A 24734-nucleotide genomic window follows, 5' to 3' on the forward strand; every position below is an offset into this window, starting at 1 on the left:
GGCCGAGGCATCTATCGAGGACCGAAGCGCACCGAGTCGCCCGGCCGTAGCTGCCCCAGCCGCGATAGGTCGGCGTCGCGCACCACGCCGATCACCGGGTAACCGCCGGTGACGGGGTGGTCGGCCAGGAAGACGACGGGTTTGCCGTCCGGAGGCACCTGTAGAGCTCCGATCACCATTCCCTCGCTGGGCAGTTCAGTGGAGTCGGTGCGCACCAGTGCGGTGGCGCTTTCGAGGCGTACGCCGACACGATCGGCGTCGGCGGTGACGGTCCATTCCTGCTCGAACAGTGCCGACGGATTGTCGAACCAGTCCGCACGTGGACCCGGCACGATCCCGATCGGCCCGGATGATGTGACTTGCGGCGCCAGTTCTGTTGCGGGCCAATCGGATACGTCGTCGCCGACCGCGAGGATGGTGCCTGCCTCGAGCGGCGGGGGTCCCAGGCCGGACATCGTGTCCGTCGACCGGCTGCCCAGAACCTTCGGGACGTCGACGCCGCCGCGCACGGCCAGATAGGTTCGAAGGCCCGACGTCGGTGTGCCCAGGCTCAATTCGTCGCCGTCGTTCAGAATCAGCGTGCACTCCATGCCGTCGGCGATGCCGCCGACCGTCACCGGGCACTCCGCACCGACGACGGCGACGACCACCTGTCCACGCGCCCGAACGCGGAGGCCACCGAAGGTCGCTTCGAGGGTTGCGGCGTCGACGGTGTTTCCGACGAGTCGATTCGCGGCGTCGTGTGCAGCCCGGTCCGCGGCGCCCGACCAACCGACGCCGATCCCGGAATGCCCGGGACGACCGCGGTCCTGGACGGTGCACAGGGGGCCCGGGGTGAGAACCTCGAGGGATTTCATCGTTGTTCGAACCGAACTGTGACGCCCGGCCGGAGCAGTGCCGGTGGATCACGTTCCACGTCCCACAGCACGGCATCGGTCCGGCCGATGAGCTGCCAACCACCCGGTGAACTGCGTGGATACACTCCGGAGAATTCACCGGCGAGCCCGACGGACCCGGCGGGCACCGTCGTACGCGGTGTTGTTCTCCGTGGCACGGTCAAGCGGTCGTCCTGACCGACGAGATAGCCGAATCCCGGTGCGAAGCCGCCGAATGCGACCGTCCACGTCTGCTCGGTGTGCGCCCGGACGACCTCGGCGACCGTCAGGCCGGTGGCCTCGGCGACGTCGCTCAGGTCCTCACCGTCGTAGGTGACGGCTACGACGACGGTGTCGGTGTCGTCCTCGACTTCCTGCGCGGACGGTTCGGTGCTGCGAACCCAGGCGAGTACGGCGTCTCGATTTCCGTTGTGCCGAACCAGAACTGTCCGTGTGGCCGGGACGAGGTCGACCACCGAGTCGATCCGCGATGCCGCCAACGACCGGTAGTTCGCCATGGCGTCGGCGAGATCTGCGTATTCGACGAGCACTGCCCGGTCTCCGGCGTAGCGGACGAACATCAGACGAACGCGGTGATGTCGATGTCGTTGTCGGACAGTATGTTCTGTACGGCCACGGCCATCTCGACGGCGCCGGGAGAGTCCCCGTGGACGCACACCGATTCCGCGTCGATCCGTACGGTCGACCCGTCGATCGCTTCGATCGTGCCCTCCTGCACCAGGCGCAGAACTCGCCTCGCCACCTCGGTGGGATCGGACAGGACCGCATCGGCTTCCCGCCGGGACACCAGTTCTCCCGACGGTGTGTAGGCGCGGTCCGCGAACGCTTCGCTCACCGTACGAAGGCCGGCCTGGCTCGCTTCCTCGAGGAACACCGAGCCGGGAAGCCCCAGAACCGGAAGCGCGGGATCGTAGGTGCGGACGGCATCGACGACGGCGCGGGCCTGCTCGCGATGGCCGACGATCGCGTTGTACAGCGCACCGTGCGGCTTGACGTACGAGACAGCGGAACCCGCGGCACGAGCGAGACCGTCCAGGGCGCCGATCTGATACAGCACGTCCGCAGTCAGGTCGGCCGGTTCCATGTCGACGAAACGCCTGCCGAAGCCCGCGAGATCGCGATACCCGACCTGAGCGCCGATACGAACTGCATTGTCGACAGCAGCCCGGCACGTCGCCAGAATCGTCGTCGGATCACCCGCGTGAAACCCGCACGCGACATTCGCGCTCGTGACGAGGGTCAGCATGGCGTCGTCGTCGCCGAGCTTCCACGTGCCGAAGCTTTCGCCGAGGTCGGAATTCAAATCGATGGAAGGCATCGTCGACGATTCTATGCGGCCCGAGGTGACCGAACGGCACATTCGCTCCGAGGTGCGCGGGCGACCCCAGTGCACACAAGTCGGGTCCGCAGGGCCGGATGTGACCCCAGGAGGCGATTCGTGTGCACTCAGGACCGGTGAAACCGGATCAGACGAGCACACGCCCCGAGTTGGACTTCCTCCGCGAACCGACGGCCCGGCAGACGAGGTAGATGACGAACGAGATGGTGGTGACGAACGTCGAGACGGGAACGCCGGGAGCGAGCGACAGCAGGATTCCGCCCACCGCTGCGGTCTCGGCGAACACGATCGACAGGATCGTCGCCTTCAACGGGCTCGCGGTGACGCGGGCAGCGGCGGCGGCGGGCGTGATCAGCAGCGACAGCACCAGGAGTGCTCCGACGATCTGGACGCCCAGAGCACAGGCAACACCGACGAGCACCGCGAACACGACCGACAGTGCGCGCACCGGGACGCCACGGGCCAGGGCGACCTCCGGGTCGGTGCTGGCGAACAGCAACGGGCGATAGACGACGGCCAACACGATCAGCACGACGACGGCGCAGATCAGCAGCAACTGCAGGCCGCTCTGCCCGACGCCGACGATCTGGCCGATGAGGAGCGAGAAGCTCGTTCCGGTTCGTCCTGGGTAGAGCCAGATGAAGAGGACCGACAATCCGAGACCGAAGGACATGATGACGCCGATGACGGAGTCGCGGTCGCGTGCCTTGGATCCCAGTAGCGCGAACATCACGGCGGCGACGACGGATCCCACGATGGCACCGAGCCCGACGGTGATGCCCACCAGCAGTGCCGCCGATGCGCCCGTCAAGGACAGTTCGCTCGAGCCGTGGACTGCGAACGCCCATTGCCTGCTGACGATGAGTGGTCCCAGTGCTCCGGCGAGGAGTCCGAGGATCGCGGCGGCGATGAGCGCTTGCTGGACGAAGTCGTATCCGAGCAGGTTGGCGGTGGAACTGAAATCGAGCATCTTGGAGAAGGCGTCGACGACTTTCTCGTTCATGAGACGTCCTCGGTCGGGGGGTGGTGCGCACCTGCGGTGCCGAGTGCGTCGATGGAGTCGCCGGTTCCGACCACGACGAGGCGTCCGCGGACTCGGAGGACCTCGACCTCGGTCCCGTAGAGCTCGGAGAGAACTTCGGTGGTCATGACCGTCGACGGCGATCCGATGCGGAACTTGCCGTCGACGATGTAAACGATTCGATCGACGAGGGGGAGGATCGGGTTGATCTCGTGGGTGACGAACAGGACGGCGGTGTCGTGCTCGCGGCGTCGGCGATCGATCAGTTCGGACACGAGGCGTTGGTTGGCAAGGTCGAGGCTGAGCAGTGGCTCGTCGCACAGCAGCACCGACGGATCGCCGACGAGTGCCTGCGCGATGCGGAGCCGTTGCTGCTCGCCACCGGACATCGTTCCGACGGGTGCTCCGGCGAACGCGTTCGCGTCGACCTGGTCGATGGCGGCCTGGACGATGCGCTTGCGCTCACGCATTCCGCGGAAGCCGAGGCCCCACCGGTGCCCGTCCCATCCGAGGCCGACGAGGTCGCGTCCGCGGAGCGGCAGGCCGTCGTCGATGCTGCGTTGCTGGGGGACGTATCCGACGCCGGACTGGCCCCGCCGGACGGGTGAGCCGCCGATGGTCGCCGTGCCCGACGTCAGCTGGTTCTGGCCTAGCAACACCTTGAGCAGGGAGGTTTTCCCCGACCCGTTGGGGCCGAGGATCGCCACGAATTCTCCTGGCTCGACCTCGAGGTCGAGGTTCTGCCACAACGTGCGGTCACCGAACGACAGCCCGGCGTCGCGCAGTTCTACAGCAGACATGGGTTACAGCTTTCCAGCACCTGGGTGGTCAGGCCCACTCAGGATGCACTGAGTGCGGCTTGCAGATCCTCGGCAGCCTTGGTCTGCCACTGGATGTACGTCTGGCCTTCCGGCAAGGTCTCGGTGACCTCGACGACAGGAATGTTCGCGGCCTCGGCCGTGGAACGGATGTCCTGGGTGACTGCGTCCTGGGTCTGGATGTTGTAGATCAGAACGTCGACGCTGTTCGAGGTGAAGAGGTCACGTGTCGCGGCGATGGACGCGGGGGACGGGTCGTTGCCCTCCTCGATGGCGTCCTTGAAGTCCTCCGGTGTGCGATCGTCGAGGCTCGACTCCTCGATCAGGTAGTGCGCGATCGGTTCGGTCTGTGCGACAGGTGCATTGGGGTGATCGGCCGCGATCTTCGCGGTCACGTCGGTGATGGCGTGGACCTGCTCGTGGAACGACTCGGCGTTCGCGGTGTACTGCGCCGCGTTGTCCGGATCCAGCTGTCCGAGCTTCTCGGCGATGGATTCTGCTGTGGCAGCGGCAACTTCGGCGTTGTACCAGACGTGCTCGTTGACCTCGCCGTGGCTGTGGCCGTGCTCGTCCTCGGTGGCAGCCTCTCCGGCGGCGGGCTCGTCCTCGTGGGTGCCCTCGCCTTCGTGACCGTGTTCTTCTCCGAGGAGGTCGAAGGCGTTGACGCTCGGGACGTTCTTGCCCTCGGAGGACAGGATGTCGTCGATGAATTCGTCGTATCCGCCGCCGTTGTAGACGACCAGGGAGGCCTCGGCGACCTTGGCTGCGTCACCGGGGGACGCCTCGTAGGAGTGGGGATCGGCCGATGGGTCCGCGATGATGGAGTCGACGGTGGCGAGGTCGCCTGCGACGGCTTCGGCGACGCTGCCCCACACGTTGGTCGACGCCACGATGGTGACGGGGCCGTCGACGGCGGTCGCGGGGGCGGAGTCGGTGGAGGCGGTGGACTGCGTGTCGGAGCTGCAGGCGCTGAGCGCGAGGGCCGCTGCACAGGACAGGCCGACGAGGGTGGTGGCGGTGCGACGCATGGGGGCACTCCTTCGGAGTGAAGAATCAGATGCAATTGGAAACGGTTACCGTTGTATTCTAGCTTCGCGCACGTCAGCGATCGAATCGGGCAAACACGGCCCGATTTTCGCTGCGACCCGGTATGCGACTAACGTCCGAGTATGTCCAGGTCGAGGGAGCCGCGTCGCCCGGCCACATTGGCGTCCATCGCCGCCGAACTGAAGGTGTCACGCACCACGGTGTCGAACGCCTACAACCGCCCCGATCAACTGTCACCTGAGCTGCGGGAACGCGTGCTGATGGCAGCCAAACGTCGCGGATACGCCGGGCCCGATCCCGTAGCACGGTCGCTGCGTACCCGGAAAGCCGGGGCTGTCGGTCTGGTTCTTACCGAGGCGCTGAGCTACTCGTTCCGCGACCCGGCCGCCATGGCGTTCCTCGCCGGCCTCGCGGAATCGTGCGAAGCCGCCGGGCAAGGCCTGCTGCTGATTCCCGCAGGCCCGGACCGAGACGACACCGCCGCCGCGGCTGTCGTCCAACAGGCAGGGGTCGACGCCTTCGTCGTCTACTCCGTCGCCGACGACGACCCCTATCTCCTGGCCGTCCGCGAACGGCACCTGCCCATCGTCATCTGCGACCAACCACGAGGCGTCCCCGAAGCCGCACTGGTCGCCATCGACGACCGCGCCGCGATGAAACTCATCGCCGACCAGGTCATCGCCCTCGGGCACAAGCACATCGCGGTGCTGTGCATGCGCCTCGGACGGGACCGACGCGACGGCGTCGTACCCCCGGTGCGGCTGGCCAACAGTCACTTCCACGTCCAGCGTGAGCGTATCGCCGGAGTCCAGGACGCGATGCGGGAAGCCGGACTCGACCCGGACGCTCTGACCGTCGTCGAACGTTTCGAGCACACACGACGGTCCGGCCACTCGGCGGCAGCCCAAGCGCTGCAAGCGAATCGAGACACCACCGCGCTGCTGTGCACCACCGACGTCCTTGCACTGGGAGCGCTGAACTTCGCGAAGGTCACCGGCATCGACGTCCCCGGCGAACTCACCGTCACCGGATTCGACGGCGTCGAGGACGCCATCCGAGAGAACGTGACGACGGTTCGTCAGGACGCCGAGGAGAAGGGTCGACGCGCAGGCACATTGCTGACGTCGACCGCGCGCTCCGGCGTCGTGACCGCCGAATTCCTGCCGACCGAATTGGTCAAGGGACGTACTGCGGGTGCTCCCCCCACCGCGTGAGCGGCGGGGGTGTTCAGCTGAGCAACGCCGCGCACCTGAGCAGTCCGAGGTGGCTGTAGGCCTGCGGGTGGTTACCCAGTGACCGCTCCGCGACGGGATCGTATTCCTCGCTGAGCAGTCCGGTGGGTCCTGCCGCGCTGACCAGCTGCGCGAACAGGGCTTCCGCTTCGGCGCGCTGCCCGACGAGCAGGTAAGCCTCGACGAGCCAGGCTGCACAGAGGTGGAACCCGCCTTCGCCGCCGGGCAAACCGTCGTCGTGGTGGTACCGGTAGACGGTCGATCCACTGCGCAGTTCGGCTTCGGTAGCGGTGACGGTTGCGGCGAACCGCGGGTCCGAGGGATCGATCAGGCCGGACAGGCCGATGTGCAGCGTGGCGGCGTCGAGGTCCGTGCCGTCGTACGCCGCGGTGTAGGACTGGACCTCGTCGTTCCACCCCTGCTCGAGAACCTCGGCGCGAATCGTCGAACGCAGTGTCTCCCAAGTTGGTTCGGCAGTGCGGCCGAAGCTCGCGGCGAGGGTCAGCGCCCGGTCCACCGTCAACCAGCCCATGACTTTCGAGTAGACGTGGTGGCGAGGATTGCCGCGGATCTCCCAGATACCGTGATCGGGTTCGGTCCACCGCCGCATCACGGCCTCCACCATGGACCGGACCAGCGACCAATCGTCCTCGGACAGGGCCTCTTTCCCTTCCAGCCCTGTCGCCTGACGCGCGTGCGCGAGCGACGAGATGAGGTCGACGATCGGCCCGAAGACGTCGAGCTGAACCTGCTGGTTCGCGGCGTTTCCGACGCGCACCGGCCGCGAGCCGGCGTACCCGGGTAGTTCGTCGATGACGGCTTCCGGTGGGAGTCCCAGACCCCAGATGGTGTACAGCGGATGCAGACGTTCCGGTCCCGGAACCGATTGCAGCACACCGTGAATCCAAGACAGGTAGCTTTCCGCCTCGGCGGTGGAACCGACGTTGACCAGCGCCGAGGCGGTGAGGGCGGCGTCGCGTAGCCAGCAGTAGCGGTAGTCCCAGTTCCTGACGCCGCCGATTTCCTCGGGCAGTGACGTGGTGGCGGCCGCCATGATGGAACCCGACTCCGCGTGAACGAGGCCGCGCAGTGTCAGGGCGGATCGCTTCATCAGATCTCGTTTGAGCGGCGGAAGAGCCAGTCCGTCGACCCACTCCTTCCAGTACGCCTCGGCCTGCCGACGTCGCTCGACCTCGGGTACTTCCGACGGTCCGAGATCCTCTGTTCCCAAACGCAATTCGAGAACGACCGGGCCGCTCGACGGATCCACCTCGGCATGAGCGGTTTGCTGGGTGCCGTCGGACACGACGTTCCACCGCACTCCGGGGCTTCGCAAGACCATCGGGTCGGCCGTGCCGTGAATGCGGAGGCCGTCGGCTTCGGGTTCGAGTTGCACTCGGACCTTGCCGAACTCGGGGCGAGGCGCAAACGTCACGACCGCCGCGGCTTTTCCGGTGATCACGCGTGTCACACACGTCTGACCGGTGGGCACGTCGTGCGGAAGGTAGTCGGTGACCTGGAGGCTCGACCACTTGGTCTGCACGGTCATCGTGCCGTCGACGTACTGCTGGCTCAGCGGTAGAGCCGTACGCGTCGGGCCGACGCTGAAATGGCCCGCTTCGTCGCCGCCGAGAAGGTGCGCGAAGACGGCAGCGGCATCGGGCTCCGGATGGCACAGCCAGGTGAGGTCCGCGTCGGGAGTCACCAGGGCGACGGCATTGGGGCTGGCCAGCATCGTCAGCCGTTCGATACGAGGCGCGTCGGCTCCCGAGAGCCACTGGCGTCGTTCCTCGAGCAAGAACGCCAAGGCCAGCGCAACCTGCTGCGTGGAGTCGATCCGGAACTCGGCCGAACTGTCGCCTGCACCGACCTTGACGCCGATGTCCGGACCGTGGAGGCGAGCGAAGGCCTTCTCGTCGGTGACGTCGTCGCCGAAGAAGACCGCTGCGGTCGCGCCTTCCTGGTGCCGGAGGATGTCCAGGGCGACGCCCTTGTCGGTGACGATGACAGCGAGTTCGATCACCGACTTGCCTTCGGTGACCTGCACTCCGTCACGGCGGGCGACGCCCTCGCGCACGGCGTTCAACGCCCGTTCCGCGTCGACGGGCTCGGCGTTGCGTACGTGCAGCGCAGCGCTCGCCGGCTTGACCTCCACTCCGACGCCGGGGAATCGGCCGGCGATCGACTCCATCTCGGCGGAGATGTCACCGAGCAGCTTCTTGGCCTTGTCGTCGATCGCGTGGATGAAACCGATGTCGAACTCACTGCCGTGGCTTCCGACGAGCTGAACTTCGGCGGGCAACCGGGACAGTGTTGCCAGGTCACGTAGTGCGCGGCCGGAGATGACCGCCGCGGTGGTACCGGCGAGCGTCGCGAGCCCGCGCATGGCGCTGACGGCCTCTGCGTGGGGAAACGCCTTCAGCGGATCGGACACGATGGGAGCCATCGTGCCGTCGTAGTCCGAGGTGACGAGGAGGCGAGGGGTCCGGGCGACGCCGATGAGAGCGCGTCGGAGTTCCAGTGGCAGTTCCAGAGCAGTCACTCGAATGAATCTATGCGATAGCCGCGGAACCGGCTCACCGGTCCCCTCACGTCACATCGACGCTTCGGCGTTTCCGAGGAGCAGGTCGACGGTCAATTCCAGCCTCATCGCAACATCGTTCGCCGACGATCGTCGCGTCAACCACGCCACCAGATTGGACAACCAGACGTCGCTGACGACACGAGCGATGTTGAGCTGCAACTGTGTCGGCTCACCGTCGCTCATCGCCTCGGCGAACATTCGGTCCATCAATCGACCCACATGATCGACCTCGGCGGCCGCGGAGGCGTCGGCCGACATGAATGCTCGGGTCATGGCTTCGGTGAGCAACGGATCACGCTGCATCGCACGTGTGATCTGACTCAGGACCAGATGCATGCGTTCCCGCGGGGTCCGGCCGGACGGGAACGTGCGTTTCGCGGCGATCTTCTCGAACTCGCGGGCAAGCGCGGACACGAGCAGGTGCACTTTCGACGGGAAATAGCGGTACAACGTTCCGACAGCCACGTCGGCACGTTCGGCGACCGCACGCATCTGCACCGCGTCGTACCCGCCCTTCGATGCCAGCGCGAGAGTCGAGTCCAGGATTCGTCGGCGACGTTCACGCTGCGCCTCGGAACCGAGGACCTCGTCCACCAGGGCGCCCGCGGATCGCGGTGACTCGTCACGGCCCTGGCCGGTGCGTCGAGCAGTGGGCATCGTGTCACTCACCCCGTGCAGTCGCGGACATCGCGGCGGCGGACTCGGTGACGATCTCGAGCATGGCCTGCTCCGCGGCGGCCGCGTCCCCGGCCTGGATCGACGACGCGACGACGCCGTGGAGACGAATCGCTTCCGGATCGGCCTGGTGCGGCATCAACGCGTGCCGTGTCCGACCGGCGAGTACCTCGACGACGATCTCCGACATCGAGCGCAACATCGGATTGCCCGACGCCGCGAGCAACGTGCGGTGAAAATCGGAGTCGTGAGCGAGATAGGCGTCGGAATTCGCGGCGCGAGAGGTGGCCGACATGCCGATCACCGCCGCGGTCAACTGGCCGCACTGCTGCGGGGTCGCACGATCAGCGGCCAGGCGAGCAGCCAAAGGCTCTATGCCGGAACGAAGTTCACTGAGAACGATCAGCTGCTTCGCGCGATCGGGGCCCGCCAGTTGCCACCGGATCACCAGCGGATCGAGTGCGTTCCACGCCGTCGACTCCTGCACGGTGATGCCTACCTTGCGTCTGACGGTCAGGAGCCCGAGCGACTCCAGCACGCGGACGACCTCGCGCACCACGGTCCGCGAGACCTCGAAGCGGGCAGCCACGTCGTCGGCGGAAATCCGGGTACCCGGGACGATCGTTCCGTCGACGATGTCGCGTCCCAGTTTCTCCAGGACGGTGACGTGCAACTGCAAGGATTCGGCTACCACTTCTCGATCGTGCCACGTGTGCGCCGGGTTCTCTTCCCGCTACTGTGACGGGCGGGAGGGATGTCCAATGACTGCAGACAGAGTCGACGTGCGTTTTCCGTCCGGGGGTATCGAGTGCGCCGCCTGGTTCTACCAGGGGGCTGCCGGTGCACCGGTGGTGGTCATGGGGCACGGCCTCGGCGGCGTCAAGGAGATGAGACTCGACGCCTTCGCGGAGAAGTTCGCGGCCCAGGGATATTCGTGCCTGGTGTTCGACTACCGGCACTTCGGCGGCAGCGACGGCGAGCCGCGTCAGCTGCTCGACATCGACGAACAGTTGGAAGACTGGGCAGCCGCCATCGCGTTCGCCCGCACCCGGGCCGAGAAGATCGTGCTCTGGGGCACGTCGTTCGGCGGCGGGCACGTGATCGTCGCGGCGGCGCGGGACGGTCACGTCGATGCGGTGATCTCCCAGTGCCCCTTCACCGACGGCATTGCATCGGCGCTTGCGACGAATCCACTGGTCGCGGTGCGTGTTACTGCTCGCGCTCTGCGCGACAAGCTCGGTTCTGCGCTCGGCCGAGCACCCCGAACGATCCCGCTCGCCGGCAAGCCGGGCGCGACGGCGCTGATGTCGTCCGAGGATGCGCTCGACGGTTACCTGGCGCTCCTTCCCAGCGGGGCGCCGTTCCGCAACGAGGTTCTCGCCAGGGTCGGGCTGGACATCCCACTGCGACGACCGGGGCGTCATGCGTCGAACGTCACGTGTCCGATCCTGTTCACGGTGTGCGAGACGGACACCGTCGCCCCGGCGAAAGCAACTCTCCGGCACGCTGCACGCGCGCCGCGCGGCGAGGTCATGAGCTATCCCGACGGGCACTTTGCCATCTACGTCGGCGACGCCTTCGAGCGCGTCGTCGCGGATCAGATCGCGTTCCTGCAGCGAGTGGTGCCCGTCTAGCTATTTGTAGTACAAATCGGCCGAGGTCTTGTCATTCGTCGTACTTTTGGGCATAGTGAGCCGAGTCACCTCCCGGGGGAGGTGCCGACCACCTCACCGAAAAGGTAAATGCCCATGCTCACGACACTTGCTCAGGCCGCCGACGGCGCCACCGCGTCGGACGCTCGACTCATCCTGTCCGCGATCGTCGGCGTCGCGGTCATCATCGGTCTCATCACCTGGCTCAAACTCCACCCGTTCGTCTCCCTGACCATCGGAGCCGTCGGAGTCGGAATCGCCGCCGAACTCGGTGCAGCCGATTCGGTCGCAGCGTTCGTCGAGGGCTTCGGATCGACGATGGGCAGCGTCGGCATCCTCATCGGCTTCGGCGCGATGTTCGGAAAACTGCTCGCCGATTCCGGCGGAGCGGACCGCGTGGTCGACACACTCGTCGGGAAATCCTCGCCCGCGCTCCTTCCGTGGACGATGGCGCTCGTCGGCGCCGTGATCGGGCTTCCGATGTTCTTCGAGATCGGCCTCGTCCTGCTGATGCCGGTGATCATCCTGGTGGCCCGGCGGTCCGGTCAGCCTCTGATTCGAATCGCCATCCCGACGCTGGCAGGACTGTCCGCGATGCACGGTCTCGTGCCGCCGCACCCGGGCCCGCTCGTCGCCGTCTCCGCGCTGGACGCCAACCTCGGACTCACGCTCGGTCTCGGAGTGATCGTCGCGATCCCGACGGTCGTCGTCGCCGGACCGCTGTTCGGCAAGCTCGCGTCCAAGTGGGTCGACGTGCCGGTTCCCGCCCTGTTCGAAACATCCGAGAACGAGGAATCGCGCCGACGCCCGACATTCGCGGCGACCCTTGCTGCGATCCTGCTGCCCGTGGTCCTCATGCTCGGCAAGGCAGCGGCCGATGTCATTGCCGCAGAATCGAGTTCACCACTGAAGGGTCTGCTCGACTTCCTCGGCACACCCGTGGTCGCGCTGGGAATCGCCGTCCTCGCCGGAATCTTCCTCCTCGGCCGCGGAGGTGGAATGGACCGGCCCGCGATCGCGAAATCCCTCGAGAGCTCACTGCCCCCGATCGCCGGAATCCTCCTGATCGTCGGCGCCGGAGGCGGTTTCAAGCAAGTACTCATCGACACCGGAATCGCCGACGTCATCGCCGACGCCATCAAATCCAGCAGCCTCCCCGTTCTCTTCCTCGCCTGGTTGGTCGCGGTACTGATTCGCGTCGCGACCGGTTCGGCAACCGTGGCCACGGTGACCGCGTCGGGAATCCTGGCTCCTGTTGCAGCAGAACTGTCCTCGACCCACGTCTCCCTGATGGTCCTGGCCATCGGCGCAGGCTCACTCTTCCTGTCGCACGTCAACGACGCCGGATTCTGGTTGGTCAAGGAATATCTGGGTACCTCCGTCGTGCAGAATCTGAAGACATGGAGCGTGATGGAGTGCGTGATCTCGGTGACAGGCCTGGCCGGTGTCCTGGCGTTGAGTGTGGTGATCTGACATGACAACGCACCCGGTACTGGTGATCATGGGCGTATCCGGATCCGGAAAGTCCACCGTCGCAGGCATTCTCGCCGGAGCACTCAAATGGGACCTGCAGGAGGGCGACGACCTGCACCCCGACGCCAACGTCGCTAAAATGGCCTCGGGCCACCCACTCACCGACGAAGACCGATGGCCGTGGCTCGAGACCATCGCGGACTGGATCCGAGCGCACACAGAAGCAGGTGAGCCAGGAATCGTCACGTGCTCGGCACTCAAACGCAGCTACCGTGACGTCCTGCGGAAAGGTTCGGAGGGCAACGTCGTCTTCGTCCACCTCGCAGGCTCCCGCGAACGCATCAGCGGCAGACTCAACGCCCGCATGAACCACTTCATGCCCAGCGGCCTCCTCGACACCCAGATGTCCACCCTCGAACCCATCGACCCCGACGAACCGGCCATCGTCATCGACGTCGGCCCACCACCCGCCGACATCGCCGCCTCCATCATCGCCGAACTCGAGACCTACCTTCGGACCGAATGAACCGTTCGGTCACTCCAAGTGACCGAACGGCACATTCGCTCACTTCAAGTGACCGAACGTCACGTTCGGTTCGGCGGAGGGCGAGGTATGAAGCAGCGGTGCTGGTTTTTAAGCATACGAATGAACGACTTTCTTGCCAAAAATATGGTGAATGCGAGAAAGTGAACTAGTTCACGACTACATCATCCGCGCGGACAGGTCACGAGCCTTGTCGCACGAGCGTCCGAAGAGGAGACACCGATGGTGAGAGGTGCGCCGTCCAGGCCGGTGGAGTTGCCGGTACCGACCGCAGATGTGTGGGAGTGGCAGTTGCACGGTCGGTGTCGTGGGTACGACTCGTCGGTGTTCTACCACCCGGAGGGGGAGCGTGGACGCGCTCGCGCGCAACGCGAGCGCAAGGCGAAGGACATCTGCTCGACGTGTCCGGTGCTCCTCCGATGCCGCACGCACGCGCTGTCGGTGAACGAACCGTACGGAGTGTGGGGCGGAATGTCCGCGCACGATCGTGCCGACTACTACCGCGCCGAAGCTCGCTTCGCCTAGCGGGTCGTTCCTGCAGGCTCCACTCCTGGTCTGATCTGGTCGTTCCTGCAGGCTCCACTCCTGGTCTGACGGGTCGTTCCTGCAGGCTCCACTCCTGGTGGCCTAGTCTCACCGACGTGGATCGAACTCCGTTGCCGCCTCGGGTGAAGGGATGGGACGTCGCCGTCTCGGTGACTGCTCTCGTGTTCACGGTGATGCTCGGCGGGGTGGCATTGCTGGGCGGGGTGTTCTCGCTGGCGTTTCTCGATCACTGCCCTCCGGAGACGTGCAGTGCCGACGGGGCGGTCACCGCCGTCGGAGCAACACTGGGGGCGGCGGGGCTCGTCGGCGTCGCGGGCCTGGTGACGACTCTCGTTCGCCTGGCTCGCGGACGCACTGCGTGGCCGTTCGCCGTCGGCACCCTCGTCGTGTGCATGCTCACCTGTATGGCGGGCGTCGTCGGATACGCAGCGGCCGTCGGAGCTTGAGGGGCGAGGCTTTCTGTCGGTGGGCAGGTGCGGATGTCGAGTCATGAACAAGGTCCTGCGGGCGACGCTGGCTAGTGCGGTCGTCATCACCACCGTCATCGGTATTGCGTCGTTCGTTCTCAGTTTCGCTGCGCTGTGGGACCTGGCGACCATGGCGGGTGTTCCACGGAGCCTGTCCTGGCTGTGGCCCGTCATCGTGGACGGCACGATTCTGCAGGCCACCATTTCGGTGATCGCTCTCGCCCAGTTCGAGGATCAACGCAGTGGTCGACGCTTCTTCTGGGCGGTGTTGGTCACGGCCGCTCTCGTCAGCATCGGGGCAAACGCCATGCACGCCTTCATTTCCGGTGCAGGCACATTGCATCCGGCGCTGTCGGCGACCATCGCCACCGTTGCGCCGGTCAGCTTGCTCGCCGCCACCCACGGCCTGGGCATTCTGGTCAGGGTGCCGTCGGGCACCGTGGTGACGGTCGACCAGATTCCCGACGCCCCCACACCCGACGCCCCCACACCCGAGGCCGTCGAAACCGGTGCCGGCATCGAAGACCCTCGCGAGATCACCCGGCCGACCGGACCTATCGTCGAGACCGTTCCGGACAAGCCGTCCGTTCGGCCCGCGCAACGAGTACAGCCGGAGACCACAGACGTCGATCCGCTCGTCGACGTGGACCGATGGGTTCTCGACGACGACCGCGTCGAGGATCTCTACCCGGTCGATGCGCCCTGAGCAGGCACGAGGCAGTGAGCACCGATGGACCGGCGCAGTCCGTGGCACCATCGAGAGGATGACCGACGTGACGCCGCTACAGCCAGGCCCCGGGCAGGAGTCGGTGTGGGACTACCCTCGCCCTCCGCGTCTGGAGTATTCGAACCGATTGATCACCGTCAGGTTCGGGGGAATCCTCGTCGCCGAGACCAGGGAGGCGTGGCGAGTCCTCGAAACGAGCCATCCCCCGACGTGGTACATCCCGCGCGACGACGTCGCCGCAGATGCCCTGAGGCCGTCGGCGGCACTGTCCACCCACTGCGAATGGAAGGGCGCGGCGACGTACTGGGATGTCGTCTGTGGTGACGCGGTCAGCGAAGGCGCGGCGTGGAGCTACGAGACTCCGACCGAGCAATTTCTGCCCATCACAGGGCATCTCGCGTTCTCGCCCAGTCGCTTGGAGTGCGAGGTCGACGGTGAACGCGCCACCCCGCAGGAAGGTGGGTTCTACGAAGGCTGGATCACCAGCGATGTCGTCGGCCCGTTCAAGGGGATTCCGGGCAGCTGGGGCTGGTGAACTACTGCCGCCGGAACCGCTCGTGGTGAACGGCGTCGGACAGGGGACGGCGATGGCGCCAGCCGAAGCGCTCGAGGTCGGGGACCTCCTGGAATTCGGTGACCGGTCCCACGCACAGCCACGCTATGGGCCGCACCGGGGACGGTATGTCGAGTAGTTCGGTGAGGAACTGCTCCTGGTAGAACGAGACCCAGCCGACTCCAATTCTTTCCGACACCGCTGCGAGCCAGAGGTTCTGGATGGCGAGTACCGCGGAGAACAATCCGGTGTCGTCGACGGTTGCGCGCCCGAGGATGTGTGTGCCGCCGCGCTCCGGGTCGTAGGTGACGACGACCCCTGTGCGGCTCGATTCGATTCCCTCGATGCGGATCGGGTCGAACGTCGCGCGCCTGTCCGCAGGCAGCGATTCGGCGAACGCCACTCGTTCGGCGGCAACGTGCCTCTCGAACGCGGCAAGGGTGTCCGGTGACTGCACGATCACGAAGTCCCACGGCTGAGTGTTGCCCACGCTGGGCGCATGGTGGGCGGCATCGAGAATTCGGTGCAGCATGGCGTCGTCGATGCACGTTCCGTCGAACTCGGCGCGGACGTCACGCCTCGACCGGATGGCCGTGTGAACGGACATGTGTTCCCCGGCGCCGTTGCCGAAAGTCATGATGTTTGCACCTCTCCACCGATTCTCTGTTCGAGTGCAGCGACCACCGCGGGTATGTCGGCGGCCGGCACGGGACGGCCCAGATGGAAGCCCTGAGCGTGGTCGCAGCGAAGTTCCTTCAACGCCAGGAGCGTCTGCTCGTCCTCGACCCCCTCGGCTACGACGGTGAGCCCGAGTGTCCGGGCGAGGTCGATCGTGGAACGAACGATGACCTGGTGTGCGACGACCGATGTCATGTCGGCGACGAAGACCTTGTCGATTTTCAGTTGCTGCACGGGCAGGGTCTGCAGGTACGCGAGCGAGCTGTACCCGGTGCCGTAATCGTCGATGACGAGCGTGACGCCGAGATCACGCAGCTGGTTCAGGGTTTCGATCGCCCCTGGCGGGTCCGTCATCGACGACGTCTCGGTGATCTCGATCGCGAGTGTCGACGGGTCGAGGTGCGAGGTGTCCAGTACTCGCGCAACCTGCTCGACGAGTGTGGTGTCCAACAGGTTTCGGGTCGAGATGTTGACCGACACGGTCAGGTCGATGCCGTCTTCGCTCCATGCGTGCCGTTGGGTGGCGACCTCGGTGAGCACGTAGTCGAGTAGCGGTCTGATCAGGCCGGTGCGCTCCGCCACGGGAAGGAATGCCGCGGGTTCGACGAGACCGCGTTCCGGATGGTTCCATCGCAGGAGGGCTTCGACACCGATCGCCCTCATCGTCGTCAGGTCGACCTGCACTTGATAGTAAATAGCGAGATGTCGTTGCTCGATGGCGTTTCCCAGCTCGCTGAGCAGTGACAGCTGGGCGCTGTTGTCGCGGTCCATCGAACTGTCGTACACGGCAATACGTGGCTGCACTGTTTTTGCGTATTGTGTTGCGCGATAGGCCTGTTTGGCCAATCCTTCGGTGGTGGCCGAGACGTCGGATCGAGTCCTGTTCGCCGACAGGGCAATGCCGATGCTGACTTCCACGAGCAGCGTGGCCGGGCCGACGGTAACGGGCTGATTCAGTGACGCATGCAGGCGCCCGGCGACACTGACGGCGTCCGATCGTTCGGCGTGCAGGACCACGGCGAACTCGTCGGCCCCGACTCGACCGATCACGCCGACTCGACCGATCGAAGCGCCGAGCCGAATCGCAACCGCGCGCAGCACGTCGTCACCGATACCGTGGCCGAAGGTGTCGTTGATCTCGTGGAACCGGTCGACGTCGATGATCAGGAACGCCAGTGGTGTGTCGCGGCGACTGTCGTGGGACATCCATTTCTCGACGCCGATGCGATTGGACAAGCCGGTGAGTTGGTCCGTCTCGGCGACGCTGCGCAGTGCACGCGTCTGTCGTGCCAGAAGCAGGAGCAGCTCGGACACGCGGATGAACACGAGGACGACGAGAACGGTGGCGCATGCCACGACGCCCCAGCCCCATTCCGCCACCGGTTCGCCGCGGATCAAGAGGATGGCCATGGCTGCGGGCGCGGTGAGAGTAGCGGCAGTGACGACCACGACGGTGGGGAAGCTGAACGAGGCAGCCGCTGTGTCCGCCGGGCCTCGTCGCGGTTTCGGCGACGCGAGAGTGCACACCGACGGGTGCAGAGCGGCCGTTCCGACCAGGAGGTAGAAGGCGAGATACCCGGCGTCGGTCACGCCCGTACCTATTCCGACGAACGAAGTGGAGGTCGCTTCGGCGGCGAGATCGGCTGCCAGCACGACGAGTACGGCGACGGTGAGCAGACGATAGGAGGCGCTCCGCCACTGCGGTGCGCCGACGAAGTGAACGAGCAGACCGAGCAGGTACACATCCATCGCCGGATAGGCGACGGCCAGCACTCCTTCGGCGGTGGACACGTCGACCGAATCGGGACGTACGACGAACACCCACAGCAACAGACCGAACGCGATCATCACGATGGCACTGTTGGCCACGTGACCGAGTTGGCCTCGACGCCAGCCCCGGTGGACCAGAAGGTAGAGCCCCGATGCGAGAACGGGGTATCCGGCGAGATAGATGATGTCGACGACGGTGATGGCGGGGGGCGAGTCCGCCGTCGCCAGAACGAACGCCGTCGCGTCACCCAGGGCCCAGAGTCCGCTCCCGATCGCGATCAGAATCCACCCGGACATCGATGCGGGCCGGTTCACTGCAACGCCGACGACGACTGCGGCGACGGACGCGACGGAGACGGCCACGAAGAGCGTGTTCGAGGGAGTGCCCGCCGGCATGTACAGGTACACGGCGCAGGCGACGATGCCGAACGCGGGGAACAGCCACCATTTCACCAGGGTGCGTCCTTCCCTGCGTCCTGTACCTGCGCTCGGCCGACGTGATTCACTCTAGGCGACCGGGCGCTCGTCGGTTGGCAAGACCGGCAGGCGCGAGCGGGCCGTTTTGCTAGGTAAGGCTTAGCTGGGTTAGCTTTGCTTGCGTGTTCAACAAAGCTATCGTTCGCGCCACCTCCGCTGTGGCAGTACTCGCCCTCGCCGCCGGTTGTTCGACCACTTCCGGGGACGAACCGAAATCCACCGAATCCTGGAACTACACAACCGCATTCGGCAACACCGTGACGGCGGATTCACCGCCGGACACGATCGTCGTCGACGCGTACAGTGCTGCCGCGCTATGGGACTACGGCATCCGCCCGGACGGTGTGTTCGGATTCGGACTGGCCGACGGATCCGCGCTCGGCACTGCCGAAGCCGATCGGATGACCGTCATCGGCACCGACTCGGTGTTCGACACCGAAGCAGCTGCAGCGCTGGATCCCGACGTGATCATCGGGTACGCGAAGAAGACTGCGCCGCAGTCCTGGACGTGGTGGGACGCCGCACAGGCCGAGCAGATCGCCGCTGTGGCACCGTTTCTCGGAGTCGACGTCAGTCTGTCGATCGACGAGTCGCTCGACCAGTACCGATCCATCGCCGAGGCTCTCGGCGCCGACGTCGACAGCCCCGAGATCGCGGCGGACCGTGAGGACTTCGAGGCAGCGAAGCAGCGGGTGAAGGACGCAGTGTCGGCCGAGCCGGGGCTGACGGTCATGCCCCTGAACGTCGACACCGACGGTATCTACATCGGCACCGAGAACCTCGTCGTACTGAAACTGCTGCGCGAGCTCGGTCTGACCCTCGCCGGCCCGGAAGCCGACGGCCCGTGGTCGACGGTGAGCTGGGAGAACGTGCCGCAGTACCCGGCCGACATCGTCCTCGAATACCCGGCGAGCAAACCGATCCTCGCCGACTCGGTGATCTACCGGTCTCTGCCCGCAGTAGCGGCCGGCCAGGTCCTCGACTGGGACGACAAGCGCCCCAACACCTACGCCGAGTACGCCGACTGGCTCCGGCAGCTGGCGGGGTCCATCGAGCGCGCGAACAAGCTCACCTGAACCTGCGGACGCACAATCCATGGCGTCGGCGACGAGTTCGGATTACCGTCACGGTTCGTGATCACGTTCCGACGCGTCGTCGACGCGGACTTCCCGCTGATCGGGCAGTGGCTGTCGCATCCCCACGTTGCGCGGTGGTGGAATCAGGACTCCTCCGTCGCCGCGGTGGAACGAGACTTCGGTCCCGTGGCGCGCGGCGAGGAGCCTGCGCAGGATCTGCTGGCCTTCGAGGACGGCGCGCCGTTCGCGCTGGTTCAACGCTGCAGATGGGCCGACTACCCCGAAGACCTCGCGGCGATCGCCGCGTACATCGACATGCCGCCCGAGGCCACCACGATCGACTACCTCATCGGTGAGGTGTCCGAGATCCATCGAGGCCGAGGAACGCGACTGATCGCGGCGTTCGCGGAGGACACCTTCCGGGCCTATCCCTCGTCGAACAGCATCATCGTTCCGGTCGTCGCGGGCAACCGTCAGTCGTGGCGAGCGTTGGAGAAGGCCGGGTTTCGCCGTATCGGCGAAGCGCAGCTGGACGCGGACAATCCGATCGACCCACCACTGCACTACGTGCAGCGCCTGGACCGCGTCTGACGGACGACGACGCCGGGAGCACAATCTCCTCATGGAGATTGCTGTCCTGCTCGTCGTGCTCGCGATCGGTGTCCTCGCGGTCGCGGCACTCGCCGAACGACTCGACGTCCCGGCGCCCCTGCTGCTGATTCTCGTGGGGGCTGCGGCGTCGTACGTTCCCGGAGTCCCCGAGATCCACCTCGAACCGGAGGTGGTGCTTCTCGGACTGCTGCCGCCGCTGCTGTACGCCACGGCAATTCAATCGTCGTTGGTCGACTTCAATGCCAACCGACGGTCGATCCTGCTGCTGTCGATCGTTCTGGTGATCGCGACGACCTTCGGCATCGGTGCCGTCGTACATGCACTCCTCCCCGGCATCTCGTGGCCGGCGGCGTTGGCGATCGGTGCCGTCGTCGCGCCTCCGGACGCCGTCGCAGCCACTGCGATCGGCCGCCGCATCGGACTGCCTCGTCGCGTCGTCACCATTCTCGAAGGGGAGTCCCTGCTCAACGACGCCACCGCGTTGGTCGCGCTGAGCACGGCGATCTTCGCCCTCGGACATTCGGTCCACGTCGGTCGGGTCGGACTGGACTTCCTCGTGGCCGCAGGCGGGGGCGTGGCCATCGGTCTGGTGACCTTCGTGATCGTCGCGAAACTGCGTCGGCGATTGACCAATCCTGTTCTCGACACCGCCATTTCGTTCATCGTCCCGTTCGCCGCGTACCTTCTCGCCGAGGAGGTGCACGCGTCGGGTGTGCTCGCCGTCGTCGTCGCCGGGCTTCTGCTGGGGCACAAGGCGCCCATTCTGCAGTCCGCGCAGTCTCGAATCGCCGAGCGAATCAACTGGCGAACCATCGCCTACATCCTCGAGAACGCCGTCTTCCTGTTGATCGGTCTGCAAGCGTCGTGGCTGCTCCGCGACGTCGGGACCAGTGCTCTGCCCGCGACGACGATCATTGCCGTCTGCGCCGCGACACTCGTCGGCGTCATCGCGATCCGCATGGTGTGGGTGTTCGTCGCGCGTTTCGCGCTGATTCACCCCGGCGCCGACGCGTCGACCGGTGTGGTCCCGTCGTGGCGCTACACGCTTCTGATCGGGTGGGCCGGCATGCGCGGAGTGGTGACGCTGGCCGCCGCGTTCGTGATCCCGTTGGGGACCGAGTACCGCGAAATCCTGCTGTTGATCGCATTCACCGTGGTGGCAGGAACCCTGTTCGTGCAGGGCCTCACGTTGCCGGTCCTCGCTCGTCTGTTGAAGGTGCCGTCGCCGGACCCGATGGACGACGCGTTGGCGCGGGCGACCCTGCTGCAGCAGGCGTCGAAGGCCGGGGAGAAGGCACTGGACGATCTCGAGTACGACGACCCGCACGGAGTGGAAGCCCTGGTCCGCCAACGCGTCGAGCAGCGGAATTTCTCGGCGTGGGAACGGCTGGGTACCACCGCCGAACAGGAGACCCCGAGCGAGCTGTACGCGCGGGTTCGCCTGACGATGATCGAGGCCGAGCGCGCGCGGATCCTGGAGATCAGAAGCACCGGCACCGTCCCGTCCGAGGTGGTCGGCGAGGTTCTCGCCATGCTCGACGTCGAGGAGTCGATGATCGACATCGCGGGTGAGGACCGCAGCGAGATCAAGGTGTCCAATGCGCGGCGCGTCCATCCCGGGGCGGGGTGCGAGGAACTGGACCGATACCCGGTGGCGGAGAACGTGTCCGACGGTACGTGCCATGAATGCATCCGCGAGGGGACGGAATGGGTCGCCCTTCGGCAATGCCTCGAATGCGGCAACGTCGCCTGCTGCGACTCGTCGCCCAAGCGACATGCGACGGCGCACTTCCATGCCACGACGCACCCCGTCATGGAGTCCGCCGAACCAGGCGAGAACTGGCGCTGGTGCTACATCCACCACGTCACCGCCTGAGAAAATCCGCACTTGTCGGACCGGCGTGCGAACATATGTTCGTGATCATGCATGCCGATCTCGACTCGTTCTACGCGTCGGTCGAGCAGAGGGACGACCCGCGCCTGAGAGGACGACCAGTCCTCGTGGGCGGCGGTGTCGTGCTCGCGGCAAGCTACGAGGCGAAGGCCTTCGGAGTGCGTACCCCGATGAGTGGGTCGCAGGCCAGGGCACTGTGCCGCGACGCCGTCGTCGTTCCTCCCCGGATGGACGCCTACATCGAGGCGAGCAAGGCCGTCTTCGAGATCTTCCGCGACACCACCCCGCTCGTCGAGGGGATCTCGGTGGACGAGGCGTTTCTCGACGTCACCGGTCTGGGAAAGATCCGCGGCACTCCGGTGCAGGTGGCGCAGCGGCTCAGACGCGAGGTCAAGGAGAAGGTAGGGCTGCCCATCACGGTCGGCATCGCGAGCACCAAGTTCCTCGCGAAGGTCGCCAGCGCAGTCGGCAAGCCCGACGGCCTCCTGCTCGTCGAGCCGGGACGTGAGCTCGAGTTCCTGCACCCTCTGAAGATCGAGCGGTTGTGGGGCGTGGGGAAGGTGACGGCGGAGAAGCTGCATGCCTTCGACATCGTGACCGTCGGTGACATCGCCGCGCAGTCCGAGGCATCGATCGTGTCGATTCTGGGGAAGGGCGCGGGGCATCACCTGTACTCGTTGGCCAACAACCGCGATCCCCGACGCGTGCAGACCTACCGTGGACGCAGCTCGATCGGCGCCCAGCATGCACTCGGGCGTGGTCCGACGTCACCGAAGGACGTCGAGGCCTCGCTCATCGCTCTGGTGGACCGCGTGACGCAGCGGATGCGTGCCGCCGAGCGGACCGGCCGCACGGTCGTTCTGCGGCTCCGGTTCGCGGACTTCACCAAGATCACGCGCTCGCACACACTGAACCGGGCAACAGCGGACACTCGGGACATTCTCGATGCCGCCCTCGCGTTGCTGCGTGAGGCTGCGCCTCTGATCGCCGATCAGGGCATCACGCTGGTCGGGGTGACCGTCGCGAACATCGAGCGCACGGGCGCCGAGCAGCTCGAGCTGCAGTTCGATGCGCCACCGCGCAGCGGGGTGCAGGGCGCACCGAGCGCATCGGCGTTGGACATCGCTCTCGACGGTGTGCACAGCAAATTCGGGAAGAAGGCACTGACCCGCGGGGTGTTGCTGGGCCGCGACTCCGGACTGTCCGTGCCGCTACTTCCGGATTGACACCGTCAGCCGGAAATCCTTCGGCATCAGCGTCAGCCGCTCCTCGACCTTCAGGCGATACGTCGGATCTGCCTGGAAATCGAAGTGCTGCAGCAACGTACCGAGTACGAGGACGGCCTCGTGGATCGCGAACTGTCTTCCGATGCAGGCACGTTCGCCGGTGCCCCAGGGCTTGTAGACGTGGCCCGGGCGTGAGCGCACCTCGGCCGAGACGAAGCGATCTGGATCGAACACTTCGGGGTTCTCACCCCAGACCGGGTCGCGATGCAACCCGGGAATCAGCACGAACGCCCAATCGCCCTGCTTCATCTCGTGTACACCGCCGATGACGGTGTCCTCCCGGGCTTCCCGCGCGAAGGCAGGTGCTGTCGGCCACAGCCGCGGGGTCTCGTCCAGTACTCGCCGGACGTAGCGCAGCTTGGGTACCTGCTCGAACGACGGTGCTTCACCGCCCCAGACTTCGTCGACCTCCGCGCGTGCGGCGTCCAGTACGTGCGGATTGTTCGCGAGGTAGTAGAGGGCGAACGACAATGCCCCCGAGGTGGTCTCGTGGCCTGCGATCAGAAAGGTCAGTATCTGCTGGCGAATGTTCACTTCGCTCAGCGCATTCGGGTTCCCGGAATCCCGCGCGGCGTCCAGCATGATCTCGAGCAGATCTGCATGGGCGCCCGGGTCGGAACGTTCGTCGCGGCGGGTGCGCACGATGTCGTCGAGGACCTGTTCGAGGTAACGCTGATTCGCGAGGTTGCGCCGGTCGGCTTTCTTGAAGACGAGGTTCGCCAACCAGGGGATGGGAACGATCTCGCGACGCTGATTGTGCGAGAGCACGCCGACCATCGCGTCGACGAAGGGGTGGGGTTTGCTTCGGCTGAAGGAATCGAAACCGTAGCTGAACCCGGTGCGTCCGATGGTGTCCAGCGTCAGCTTCGTCATGTCCGAGGAGACGTCGACGGAGGTCTGCGAACGCCAGTGTGCCGCAAGCTCGGACGCAACGGCGAGCATGATGTCGTGGTATCCGCGCATGGCGCTCTGAGCGAACGCGGGGCGCAGGAGGTCGTGTGCCTTCTGCCAGTTCGGTTCGTGAGAATAGGCAGTGAACAGTCCGTCACCGCCGACTGATCTGAGACCTTCGATCGCGGGGGACACGTGCTTGACGAATCTGGACTCGTCGCACAGTTCCCCCGCGAGGTCGGCGCCGGAGACGAGCACGTAGCGGCGACCGAGGACGACCCGCTCGAAGATCGGGCCGAGCCGTGCGGCGAGTGCCATCGAGTCCTGGACCGGCCTCGACGCGTGGGCGCCGACGACGTCGCCCAGGACGGGCAGGCGTCGGGGCGGGTGGGGGAGCGCTGCGCTGCGTACTCCGACGTCGACGACCATGTGCGACCTCTTCGCTCGTTACTGAACTCGGATACAACAGTGAACGT

Annotated in this window: 24 protein-coding genes; 12 read left to right on the forward strand and 12 right to left on the reverse strand. The window is 66.0% G+C overall.

Annotated features, from left to right (window positions below; all coding sequences use genetic code 11):
- Nucleotides 1–11 precede the first annotated feature (11 nt).
- The 6 genes from CH290_RS03815 to CH290_RS03840 all read right to left on the reverse strand — a co-directional run bounded on the left by CH290_RS03815 (nt 12) and on the right by CH290_RS03840 (nt 5102).
- Nucleotides 12–857: a 5-oxoprolinase subunit C family protein gene (locus CH290_RS03815; protein ID WP_019663089.1), complete on the reverse strand. Its 846-nt coding sequence runs from the start codon at nt 855–857 to the stop codon at nt 12–14.
- A complete protein-coding gene (locus CH290_RS03820; protein WP_033190152.1) occupies nt 854–1456 on the reverse strand; it encodes a 5-oxoprolinase subunit B family protein in 603 nt (200 codons plus the stop codon). Before CH290_RS03820 ends, CH290_RS03815 begins: the two co-directional genes overlap by 4 nt.
- On the reverse strand, nt 1456–2214 hold the full coding sequence (locus CH290_RS03825; RefSeq protein ID WP_019663091.1) for a LamB/YcsF family protein: 759 nt from the start codon (nt 2212–2214) through the stop codon (nt 1456–1458). Before CH290_RS03825 ends, CH290_RS03820 begins: the two co-directional genes overlap by 1 nt.
- A gap of 148 nt (nt 2215–2362) precedes the next feature.
- Nucleotides 2363–3238: a metal ABC transporter permease gene (locus CH290_RS03830; protein ID WP_020110905.1), complete on the reverse strand. Its 876-nt coding sequence runs from the start codon at nt 3236–3238 to the stop codon at nt 2363–2365.
- Nucleotides 3235–4056: a metal ABC transporter ATP-binding protein gene (locus CH290_RS03835; RefSeq protein ID WP_019663093.1), complete on the reverse strand. Its 822-nt coding sequence runs from the start codon at nt 4054–4056 to the stop codon at nt 3235–3237. The genes CH290_RS03830 and CH290_RS03835 overlap by 4 nt, the downstream gene beginning before the upstream one ends.
- Nucleotides 4057–4094: 38 nt before the next feature.
- A complete protein-coding gene (locus CH290_RS03840) occupies nt 4095–5102 on the reverse strand; it encodes a metal ABC transporter solute-binding protein, Zn/Mn family (RefSeq protein WP_019663094.1) in 1008 nt (335 codons plus the stop codon).
- 141 nt (nt 5103–5243) lie between these two features.
- Here CH290_RS03840 and CH290_RS03845 point away from each other — a divergent pair, with 141 nt between their 5' ends.
- Nucleotides 5244–6335 (forward strand): LacI family DNA-binding transcriptional regulator, encoded by a 1092-nt coding sequence (locus CH290_RS03845; protein ID WP_026347426.1) that lies wholly within the window; start codon nt 5244–5246, stop codon nt 6333–6335.
- 13 nt (nt 6336–6348) lie between these two features.
- On the opposite strand, the gene otsB is transcribed toward CH290_RS03845, so the two are convergent.
- From otsB to CH290_RS03860, 3 genes are read right to left on the reverse strand one after another with little or no spacing between them, the layout of a single operon-like run.
- On the reverse strand, nt 6349–8895 hold the full coding sequence (gene otsB / locus CH290_RS03850) for a trehalose-phosphatase (RefSeq protein ID WP_019663096.1): 2547 nt from the start codon (nt 8893–8895) through the stop codon (nt 6349–6351).
- A 51-nt stretch (nt 8896–8946) separates the two neighbouring features.
- A complete protein-coding gene (gene kstR, locus CH290_RS03855; RefSeq protein WP_026347427.1) occupies nt 8947–9594 on the reverse strand; it encodes a cholesterol catabolism transcriptional regulator KstR in 648 nt (215 codons plus the stop codon).
- Between the two features lie 4 nt (nt 9595–9598).
- Nucleotides 9599–10306: a FadR/GntR family transcriptional regulator gene (locus tag CH290_RS03860; protein WP_019663098.1), complete on the reverse strand. Its 708-nt coding sequence runs from the start codon at nt 10304–10306 to the stop codon at nt 9599–9601.
- Between the two features lie 67 nt (nt 10307–10373).
- On the opposite strand from CH290_RS03860, the gene CH290_RS03865 reads away from it, so the two are divergent.
- The 7 genes from CH290_RS03865 to CH290_RS03895 all read left to right on the forward strand — a co-directional run bounded on the left by CH290_RS03865 (nt 10374) and on the right by CH290_RS03895 (nt 15556).
- Nucleotides 10374–11246, forward strand: coding sequence for an alpha/beta hydrolase (locus CH290_RS03865; protein ID WP_020110903.1), 873 nt, complete (start codon nt 10374–10376; stop codon nt 11244–11246).
- A 114-nt stretch (nt 11247–11360) separates the two neighbouring features.
- Nucleotides 11361–12737, forward strand: coding sequence for a GntP family permease (locus CH290_RS03870; protein WP_019663100.1), 1377 nt, complete (start codon nt 11361–11363; stop codon nt 12735–12737).
- Nucleotide 12738: 1 nt separating this feature from the next.
- Nucleotides 12739–13263, forward strand: coding sequence for a gluconokinase (locus tag CH290_RS03875; protein WP_020110902.1), 525 nt, complete (start codon nt 12739–12741; stop codon nt 13261–13263).
- A 240-nt stretch (nt 13264–13503) separates the two neighbouring features.
- Nucleotides 13504–13806, forward strand: a complete 303-nt coding sequence (locus CH290_RS03880) for a WhiB family transcriptional regulator (protein ID WP_033190153.1) — start codon at nt 13504–13506, stop codon at nt 13804–13806.
- A 143-nt stretch (nt 13807–13949) separates the two neighbouring features.
- The gene (locus CH290_RS03885) at nt 13950–14273 is read left to right on the forward strand and encodes a hypothetical protein (RefSeq protein ID WP_020110901.1); all 324 of its coding nucleotides are present in this window, start codon (nt 13950–13952) and stop codon (nt 14271–14273) included.
- A 43-nt stretch (nt 14274–14316) separates the two neighbouring features.
- The gene (locus tag CH290_RS03890; RefSeq protein ID WP_094709843.1) at nt 14317–15000 is read left to right on the forward strand and encodes a DUF2637 domain-containing protein; all 684 of its coding nucleotides are present in this window, start codon (nt 14317–14319) and stop codon (nt 14998–15000) included.
- A complete protein-coding gene (locus CH290_RS03895; RefSeq protein WP_033190154.1) occupies nt 14990–15556 on the forward strand; it encodes a DUF427 domain-containing protein in 567 nt (188 codons plus the stop codon). The genes CH290_RS03890 and CH290_RS03895 overlap by 11 nt, the downstream gene beginning before the upstream one ends.
- 1 nt (nt 15557) lies before the next feature.
- On the opposite strand, the gene bluB is transcribed toward CH290_RS03895, so the two are convergent.
- Together bluB and CH290_RS03905 are read right to left on the reverse strand one after the other, a co-directional pair.
- Complete coding sequence (gene bluB, locus CH290_RS03900) at nt 15558–16211, reverse strand: 5,6-dimethylbenzimidazole synthase (protein WP_033190155.1); 654 nt, start codon at nt 16209–16211, stop codon at nt 15558–15560.
- Nucleotides 16208–18475 carry a putative bifunctional diguanylate cyclase/phosphodiesterase gene (locus CH290_RS03905; RefSeq protein WP_020110897.1) on the reverse strand — a complete coding sequence of 756 codons (2268 nt, stop codon included), beginning with the start codon at nt 18473–18475 and terminating at the stop codon, nt 16208–16210. Before CH290_RS03905 ends, bluB begins: the two co-directional genes overlap by 4 nt.
- Before the next feature lie 146 nt (nt 18476–18621).
- Here CH290_RS03905 and CH290_RS03910 point away from each other — a divergent pair, with 146 nt between their 5' ends.
- Genes CH290_RS03910 through dinB form a run of 4 tightly spaced genes read left to right on the forward strand, consistent with a single transcriptional unit; the run spans nt 18622 to nt 23307 of the window.
- Nucleotides 18622–19575, forward strand: a complete 954-nt coding sequence (locus CH290_RS03910; protein ID WP_230621058.1) for an ABC transporter substrate-binding protein — start codon at nt 18622–18624, stop codon at nt 19573–19575.
- Nucleotides 19576–19632: 57 nt separating this feature from the next.
- Nucleotides 19633–20166 carry a GNAT family N-acetyltransferase gene (locus CH290_RS03915; protein ID WP_019663109.1) on the forward strand — a complete coding sequence of 178 codons (534 nt, stop codon included), beginning with the start codon at nt 19633–19635 and terminating at the stop codon, nt 20164–20166.
- Between the two features lie 31 nt (nt 20167–20197).
- Nucleotides 20198–22063, forward strand: a complete 1866-nt coding sequence (locus CH290_RS03920) for a Na+/H+ antiporter (protein WP_020110895.1) — start codon at nt 20198–20200, stop codon at nt 22061–22063.
- A gap of 35 nt (nt 22064–22098) precedes the next feature.
- A complete protein-coding gene (dinB, locus tag CH290_RS03925; RefSeq protein WP_019663111.1) occupies nt 22099–23307 on the forward strand; it encodes a DNA polymerase IV in 1209 nt (402 codons plus the stop codon).
- On the opposite strand, the gene CH290_RS03930 is transcribed toward dinB, so the two are convergent.
- Nucleotides 23293–24687 carry a cytochrome P450 gene (locus CH290_RS03930; RefSeq protein ID WP_094695943.1) on the reverse strand — a complete coding sequence of 465 codons (1395 nt, stop codon included), beginning with the start codon at nt 24685–24687 and terminating at the stop codon, nt 23293–23295. The two genes, dinB and CH290_RS03930, sit on opposite strands and share 15 nt — an antisense overlap.
- Nucleotides 24688–24734 lie beyond the last annotated feature (47 nt).

It is taken from the genome of Rhodococcus sp. 06-156-4, assembly GCF_002259345.1.
Classification (GTDB): Bacteria; Actinomycetota; Actinomycetes; order Mycobacteriales; family Mycobacteriaceae; genus Rhodococcoides; species Rhodococcoides fascians_E.